This is a genomic window from Chitinophaga silvisoli, from assembly GCF_003412465.1.
Lineage (GTDB): Bacteria > Bacteroidota > Bacteroidia > Chitinophagales > Chitinophagaceae > Chitinophaga > Chitinophaga silvisoli.
The window spans coordinates 1-6,676 of the sequence record NZ_QTJV01000042.1 but is presented as its reverse complement, the minus strand read 5'-3'; the positions used below and the strand labels follow the sequence as shown (position 1 = coordinate 6,676).

General features: G+C 36.6%; 8 protein-coding genes. 5 read left to right on the top strand and 3 right to left on the bottom strand.

Annotation, left to right across the window (positions count from 1 at the left end; translation table 11 throughout):
- Positions 1–251 precede the first annotated feature (251 nt).
- Positions 252–1,754 (top strand): hypothetical protein, encoded by a 1,503-nt coding sequence (locus DXN04_RS34155; RefSeq protein ID WP_116857906.1) that lies wholly within the window; start codon positions 252–254, stop codon positions 1,752–1,754.
- A gap of 72 nt (positions 1,755–1,826) precedes the next feature.
- Here the strand turns inward: DXN04_RS34155 and DXN04_RS34150 are convergent, their stop codons facing one another.
- The 3 genes from DXN04_RS34150 to DXN04_RS34140 all read right to left on the bottom strand — a co-directional run bounded on the left by DXN04_RS34150 (position 1,827) and on the right by DXN04_RS34140 (position 3,271).
- Positions 1,827–2,390, bottom strand: coding sequence for a hypothetical protein (locus tag DXN04_RS34150; RefSeq protein WP_116857905.1), 564 nt, complete (start codon positions 2,388–2,390; stop codon positions 1,827–1,829).
- Between the two features lie 288 nt (positions 2,391–2,678).
- Positions 2,679–2,999, bottom strand: a complete 321-nt coding sequence (locus tag DXN04_RS34145) for a LytR/AlgR family response regulator transcription factor (protein ID WP_116857904.1) — start codon at positions 2,997–2,999, stop codon at positions 2,679–2,681.
- 14 nt (positions 3,000–3,013) lie between these two features.
- Entirely contained in the window at positions 3,014–3,271 is a 258-nt protein-coding gene (locus tag DXN04_RS34140) for a hypothetical protein (protein ID WP_147320167.1), read from the bottom strand.
- A gap of 109 nt (positions 3,272–3,380) precedes the next feature.
- Between DXN04_RS34140 and DXN04_RS34135 the strand changes: the two genes are divergently transcribed.
- Genes DXN04_RS34135 through DXN04_RS34120 form a run of 4 tightly spaced genes read left to right on the top strand, consistent with a single transcriptional unit; the run spans position 3,381 to position 6,309 of the window.
- Complete coding sequence (locus DXN04_RS34135; protein ID WP_116857902.1) at positions 3,381–4,106, top strand: hypothetical protein; 726 nt, start codon at positions 3,381–3,383, stop codon at positions 4,104–4,106.
- 44 nt (positions 4,107–4,150) lie between these two features.
- The gene (locus DXN04_RS34130) at positions 4,151–5,020 is read left to right on the top strand and encodes a hypothetical protein (protein ID WP_116857901.1); all 870 of its coding nucleotides are present in this window, start codon (positions 4,151–4,153) and stop codon (positions 5,018–5,020) included.
- Between the two features lie 28 nt (positions 5,021–5,048).
- A complete protein-coding gene (locus tag DXN04_RS34125; protein ID WP_116857900.1) occupies positions 5,049–5,693 on the top strand; it encodes a hypothetical protein in 645 nt (214 codons plus the stop codon).
- Positions 5,665–6,309 (top strand): P-loop NTPase family protein, encoded by a 645-nt coding sequence (locus tag DXN04_RS34120; RefSeq protein WP_147320166.1) that lies wholly within the window; start codon positions 5,665–5,667, stop codon positions 6,307–6,309. Before DXN04_RS34125 ends, DXN04_RS34120 begins: the two co-directional genes overlap by 29 nt.
- Positions 6,310–6,676: the final 367 nt, after the last annotated feature.

Below are 6,676 nucleotides of genomic sequence, written 5' to 3'. Positions count from 1 at the left end.
TATTTGACTATTTTTGAAAACAGATGTCGGATTTGATCAGTTGACTATGTGTTTACACAATATATTTTATAGTCTCTGGATTTAACTACCGGAAATTTAAGAAGTAAGTAATTTTTTATGGAAATTAATTGCTACCTCCGTATTTGTTTTCTATAACATTAAAAGATATTTCCTGACCTCCTAATATTCGCAAAATACTATTAACTAAATTTAATAAGCTGTCTTCATTATGATCCATTAATAGCTTCTACATGAATACCTCAATACAACCCCCAATTATAGAAGATAAAAAAAATACTTACAAAGATTTTATTTTTAAAAATCCAATTAATAAAAAATTAGCCTTAGCAGGCATTTTCATTCTAGCTATCCAATTAATAATCTTTAAACATTATTATCCATTTGCTAGTTTTATTAATGCAGACTCATATACATATCTTTCCTCTGCTTTCTTCAATGATGATATTGGTTTCCATCCAATTGGATATCCAAAGTTTCTAAGGCTTTTTAGTATATTTTCCCATTCCGATACTATCTTAGTCGCATTTCAGTACATTTTATTGCAAATAAGTGCACTATCTTTTACATTTACGATATTCTATTTTTTAAACCCATCTAAAATATCAAGGATAATATTATTTGGATCTGTACTATTAAATCCAGCATCTCTTTATCTCGCAAATTATATTTCAAGTGATTCTCTATTTCTATCTCTTAGCTTAATTTGGTTCAATTTGCTGCTATGGTGTATTTATCAGCCAAATTTCAAGCTGGTTACCCTCAATGCCATTGTAGTTTTTTTATTATTCATTGTAAGATATAATGCCTTATACTACCCGGCAATATTGGCAATTTCTACTTTACTATATAGAAGGAAAATTTTTATTAAATTATGGGGGATAGCATTAGCTACATTATTAATAGGACTTTTTATACAATTTAACCGGCAACAATATTTGGAACTTACAGGCCATAAACAATTTACACCATTTTCAGGTTGGCAAATAGCTAATAATGCAATGTTTGCATACCGATCTGTTGATAATAGAGAAGTGAAGGAGGTCCCGTACAAGTTTCGTAAATTAAATAAAATAATAAGGGATTATTACGATTCTGCCAGGAATAATATTAAAAAATATCCGGAACAACAACTGAAAATAAGTACCATTTTCATGTGGACACCGAGACTCCCTCTAAAACGATATTTAAAAGTAATTGACAGCACCCAAGATATAAACGATTTCAATGCCTGGGCAAGAATAGCTCCATTTTATGAAGAATTCGGATGGTTCATTATTAAAACTTACCCCCTTACATTTATCAAACATTTTCTACTTCCTAATGCTTCCAATTACTACTCTCCACCTATAGAGTATCTTGAACAGTATAGTACCGGAGTAGATCATGTTGAACCCATTGCCAAATTCTGGTTTGGTTACAAATCAGAAAAAATCTATACACTTTTCAGTGATTTTAAAGTAAATGTATTATTCTTTTTCCCGGAATTGATGGCGGCACTCAATACCATGTTTTTATTAGGTGTTATAAGTTTCCTTATTTTAAAAGGATATACTATTAACCGGGAACTAGGTAAAGTCCTGATAATAGTAGTTTGCTTCTGGCTTCTTAATTTTGCATTCAGCATATTTGCTGCCCCAATTGCACTACGTTTTCAATTATTTTCCGGATTCCTAACCTTTGTATTTTCTGTATTACTTATTGAATTTATCATTCAAAAATCAGTTAAAGAGTGAATCTTTTAACAAAAAGTCCAGGAAAATATAGTTAATAATAATCAGGGGAACAATGTCCCCTAATTATTACACCTACATCACCACCTCCAGCACCGTCTCATTCGCCGGCAAGTCAATCGCAGTAGCTGCAACCCTACTCCCCTGCACCTCACCATTCACCATAGTAGCAGTATACAACCAGTCAAGACCATTACTCTGCTGCACAGCATCTCCCTGCTCTACCACCACACCAACAGCGTTCGTAATCTTAACCCTTACACCAGCCACCTTAAAGTCATCAATCGCCCTTACAGTGATCTTACTTCCAATCTCACCCGTATATAATCCAGTATTAATACTACTGATCTCAGGGGCTTTAAAAGCATCTCTCACCGCCACGTTATACGCCGACTGATCTTTCTTAGCAGCCGCATGGTACTGCGCTTTCAGCTCCGGATTGTTCATCACTGCCTTTCCATACACAATTGCGTTCTTAAACCGGTTCTGTATTTCCAGTTGTTTTTCGCTAGGCGGAGTCGTATTCTCCCCCCGATGCTTCCCTAACTGAATCATTCCGGATTTCTTGCGTGTAATTGTCAAACTTTTCCCTAAAGATCCAGAGGAATCCTTCAGGATGAAATTATTAGATTTTGCCATAAAAATAGTTTTTAAGATGAATCAATCTGCTTCGAATGTTGTTCGAATGTCCTTCGAATGTTCTATACTAGTTCTTCGATGCTAGTTCGACGCTTCTTCGATGCTTGTTCGAATAACAGTCATCCAGTGGAATGAAAGGTGCCTCTCCCCCATTCCGGGCACAGCCTGTATAACTGCCTTCATGGCTGCAATATTAGTAAGGTTACAAACTCAAAAATTAAAAATTCGTTGGTGAAGCGATAAGTGATAGTTGGCGAAGCGATAAGTGGAAGTTGAGTGCAGAGAACATTACATGATTATATTCAATTTGCTAAAAAGCTTTTCAGCATAAGATCTTGACAGGGGAATATCCCTGTCAAGAATTCTAACTGAATCAGCAGTAAAACTGCTGATATGCTCTAATGCCGCAATGTACGTGCGATGTACCCGGCAAAAGAGTGCCACGGGTAATTGCTCCTCCAGCTGGCTGAGTGTACTGCTTACCAGGTGTACACCCTCCTGTGTAATGATCTTAGACCATCCGCCACTGGCCTCGACCAGTATGACGACTCGGCTATCAACGCGCGTGAATAGCCCATCCTTTTTGTGAATAAACAAGTTGTTACTCATAATTAAAAAAATGTTTATTTACCCTCGTGCATTTCACGGAAACGGGAGATTAAGACATCTCTATCTATCTTCTTGTAAACATCAAGAAACTGACCAAAGGTCACTCCACAACCTTTTGGTTTATTATGAAATAGACAAGCTTTCTCCCAGTACCTGTAAGCTGTACTCAGGCGTGTTTTAGTAATACCGGACATCTGTTTAGGATTGATGTCCATTTCTAACAAATGGGTGAGTTTATTTTTCTCATTTTTCCCATTTTTCTCAAATACCACGTGTTTCTAATTTTGGGTGTTAATTTTAATCTGTTACTATTTTACGTGGCAGAACAAATATAAAAATATTTCTTCTTATCACGATCGTTATTGATTCAAAAAAAATCTCATGAACATGCAATCTTATTGTAAACGCCTGTTACGCAGGCGTAAAAGGAAATTTAATTCCCTTCAAAAAAAAAGAAACATAAACCCGGAACTGATTCATGCTGCAAGAGTCGCAAAGCTAATACGGACAATTACTTGCGCCGGTCCGATCTTCCTGCAACCTGACCGCGGCAGATTCAGGAAAATTGCAAAGTTCCTACTGCAAAAAGTAATCAGAGCAGATAAAATCAGTGCGCCTGGTACACGAAATGTAATGAATGGTGGGCTACATTTATTGGAAAAATATGAGTTGAATGATAATATTCCATTGTCGGAAATACTACAAGCACCGTATACAAGTTCTATCAATACGAATGATGGATTAATGCGTGTATATTTCCCGTCATTCAAACCTTCCAAACAAATCATATGCCCCGACAATGCCACACATTGCAGAATAATCGCAGTAGGAGCATCTCTAAATTTTAATTATTACAATGCAACAATTGAATCCGACACATCTCCACTTATTCCATTAATTGAAGAACAAGTCCCAGGATTTTCAATGAATCTACCTGTATCACCCAGAGATGGCCATGCTATGATGCTCGTATTGGGCATCAGTTATATCCATTTGCCAACTTACAATGGCGAAGTAGTACCACTCTGTCAGGCAGCACAAATACTAAGAATAGAAAGCAATCTTACATCCTTGCCCGTAAAAGGAGAGGTAAGATACTTGCAATGAATTCCAATGAGAAATTTTCATTTTAAAACTAAAACTTAAAAAATATGACAGCATTTTTTTACCCGCTCAGGAATTTACGTACCTCCTTACAGGACTACCTTGAAAACCCGGAAGAGAAAAGCGGAAAACTATACAGACATGCTATGGGTGCAATTTTACAAATGCACGATGGGATGGCAGATTTTATGCTATCGGACAAAGACAATAGTATCCTTCAACGATACATGCGCATATTCCAGGAACAAATAAGACTATTATTTGACGATATTCCATATTCATGGATAAAGGAAATGGATTTATTGACAGATGATGATAAATCTGAGGATAAATCCACTCAAAAGGAAGATTTCTGCTATGAGTGTTTTCGCCTAATAAGAGAAATGCAGTTATCATATCCATCCTTTTTTGATGATAGCTGTATACCTCCTTTAATGTATTGCATATTAGAAAGATCAAGGTACAAACGCAGCTGGACGATATTATCGGGATGGTTTAATAAAAAGAAAGGGAAATATGCCAAAATCTGGCAAATCATTGATAGCTACCTGGAGAATCTGTGGGATTTCAATCACCGGTTCTCTTATAGGGAAATTACGTATGGTTTTAACTTCATCGATCAGCTTTCACACAACATACAGGCACGGGGAGAAAAATTTAACACCAAAGCGCTCCATTCATTTCTAATCTACATGAATTTCAACGATATCGGCTTCTTACAGTACATAACAGCCGATATACGGGAAGAAATGGACATGTTATTAGACTTTGAAAAAGTAGCACTGCTGGAAGAGTTACAGCAGGAATTTGAAGGCGCTATCGTAAGAAAAGATTGTACACTCGACATCGGCAATCCTCCCGTTACGACCATGTTAACCCAATGGGTAAAAAGAGAATTGAAAGAACTTCAGAGTTGATTCAATTTTAAACCAAAATAGAATAATTATGAATTACATTATTCATCTGAATGCCTTCCTGGATAGGGCGGCAAAAGAACAATGGGTAGTGGCGAACCACTATGCCCTTTATATGGCACTATTTCATATCTGGAATAAAACCGGTTTTCGAAAGATTTTTTGGATCCAAAGAAACAATGTAATGAAAGCTGCTAAGATTACATCTAAAACTACTTATTACAAGTGTCTAAGCGAGCTGGAAGATGCAAAATTGCTGAAATATTATGCTGGCTATTCTCGATTTACACCTGCAGAAATTGAAATGTTTCCCTTAGTGAGTATGCCGGATTCCGGGACAGTAACTGTACCACCAGGAGGACAGAAAAATCAAAAAAATGAGACAGTAACTGTACCTGATAAGGGACCACTATTAAAAACTAATAATGCGAACTTTATAAACAGTGTGACAAACAGTCCCAGCCTGGATGATGTACTCAAATTCTTCACCGGGCATGAATATGGTACAGGATTAGGCTTACGATTCTGGTACCAGTACCAGGCCTTCGGCTGGAAGATCGGTAATACCCCAATCGTAAACTGGGAAGCCTTGGCGCATAAATGGGTTTTAAATGCAAATACACCTCACTCACAAAATGCTGGCAAAAATGATTACAATTACAACGAGTCTTTTTAACTACAAGCAAATATTGCCTGTGCTGGCGGACAAGGGTAGAATACTATTTGGAGCACATTTCAGGATCTATCCGGAGGATTTAAAGGTAATTATTCCTGTCATCGCATGGTTTCTGCATGATGAAGAAGTAGCGAGGCAATTTGATATAGATCTGCATAAGGGAATATTTCTGGGTGGACCAATAGGAACAGGCAAGACTCAAATTATGCAGCTAATGAAATGTATTGTTCCCCGTCCTTTGAATTACGAGATGAAACACTGTGATCGGATTAGCGAGGAATATACATTGAAAGGGCCTTCCATGCTATATAACTACATTGGAGCGGAGAATAGTGATAAATACAATCATCGTATCTGGTGCTTTGATGATCTGGGATCGGAGCACACAGCGCATCATTACGGTAGCAATTGCCAGGTGATGAAGAAGATTCTGTTAGGGAGATATGAGTTATTTACGAAGTTTGGAACGATTACACATGTAACATCGAGTCTAACTACCTCAGCCATAGAGCAGAGATACGGAACGGATGTGAGGAGTAGAATGAGAGAAATGTTCAATAGGATCACATTTGACAAGGAATCGAGAGATAAGAGGGGATATATGATAGCCACATAGCATATTGCCTAGGGTTATCCAATCGACTTAATTGAGATAAATTATAATAAAGGAATAGTGATAAAGCAGGTATGGTTAATCGCTATTCCATTTTTTCTGATGCAAATTCAAAGTAACCACTAATTATTTCTGATATTAATAATCTACCAGTTCGGCAAGTTTTATTCACATCGCAGGTGTTGAAAAGTGATGTAGATAATAATATTATCGAAAAACTAAACTAAATATAATAAAGTATTAGAGAACGTATGACTAGAACTTATTTCATAAATAGGCTGTAAGCCTTCTTGATAGAATATAAGCGAAAGCAAGATGAACAAAAGCTTGAAATCTTTCAATGGATCTATCATATCGTGTTATAACACGT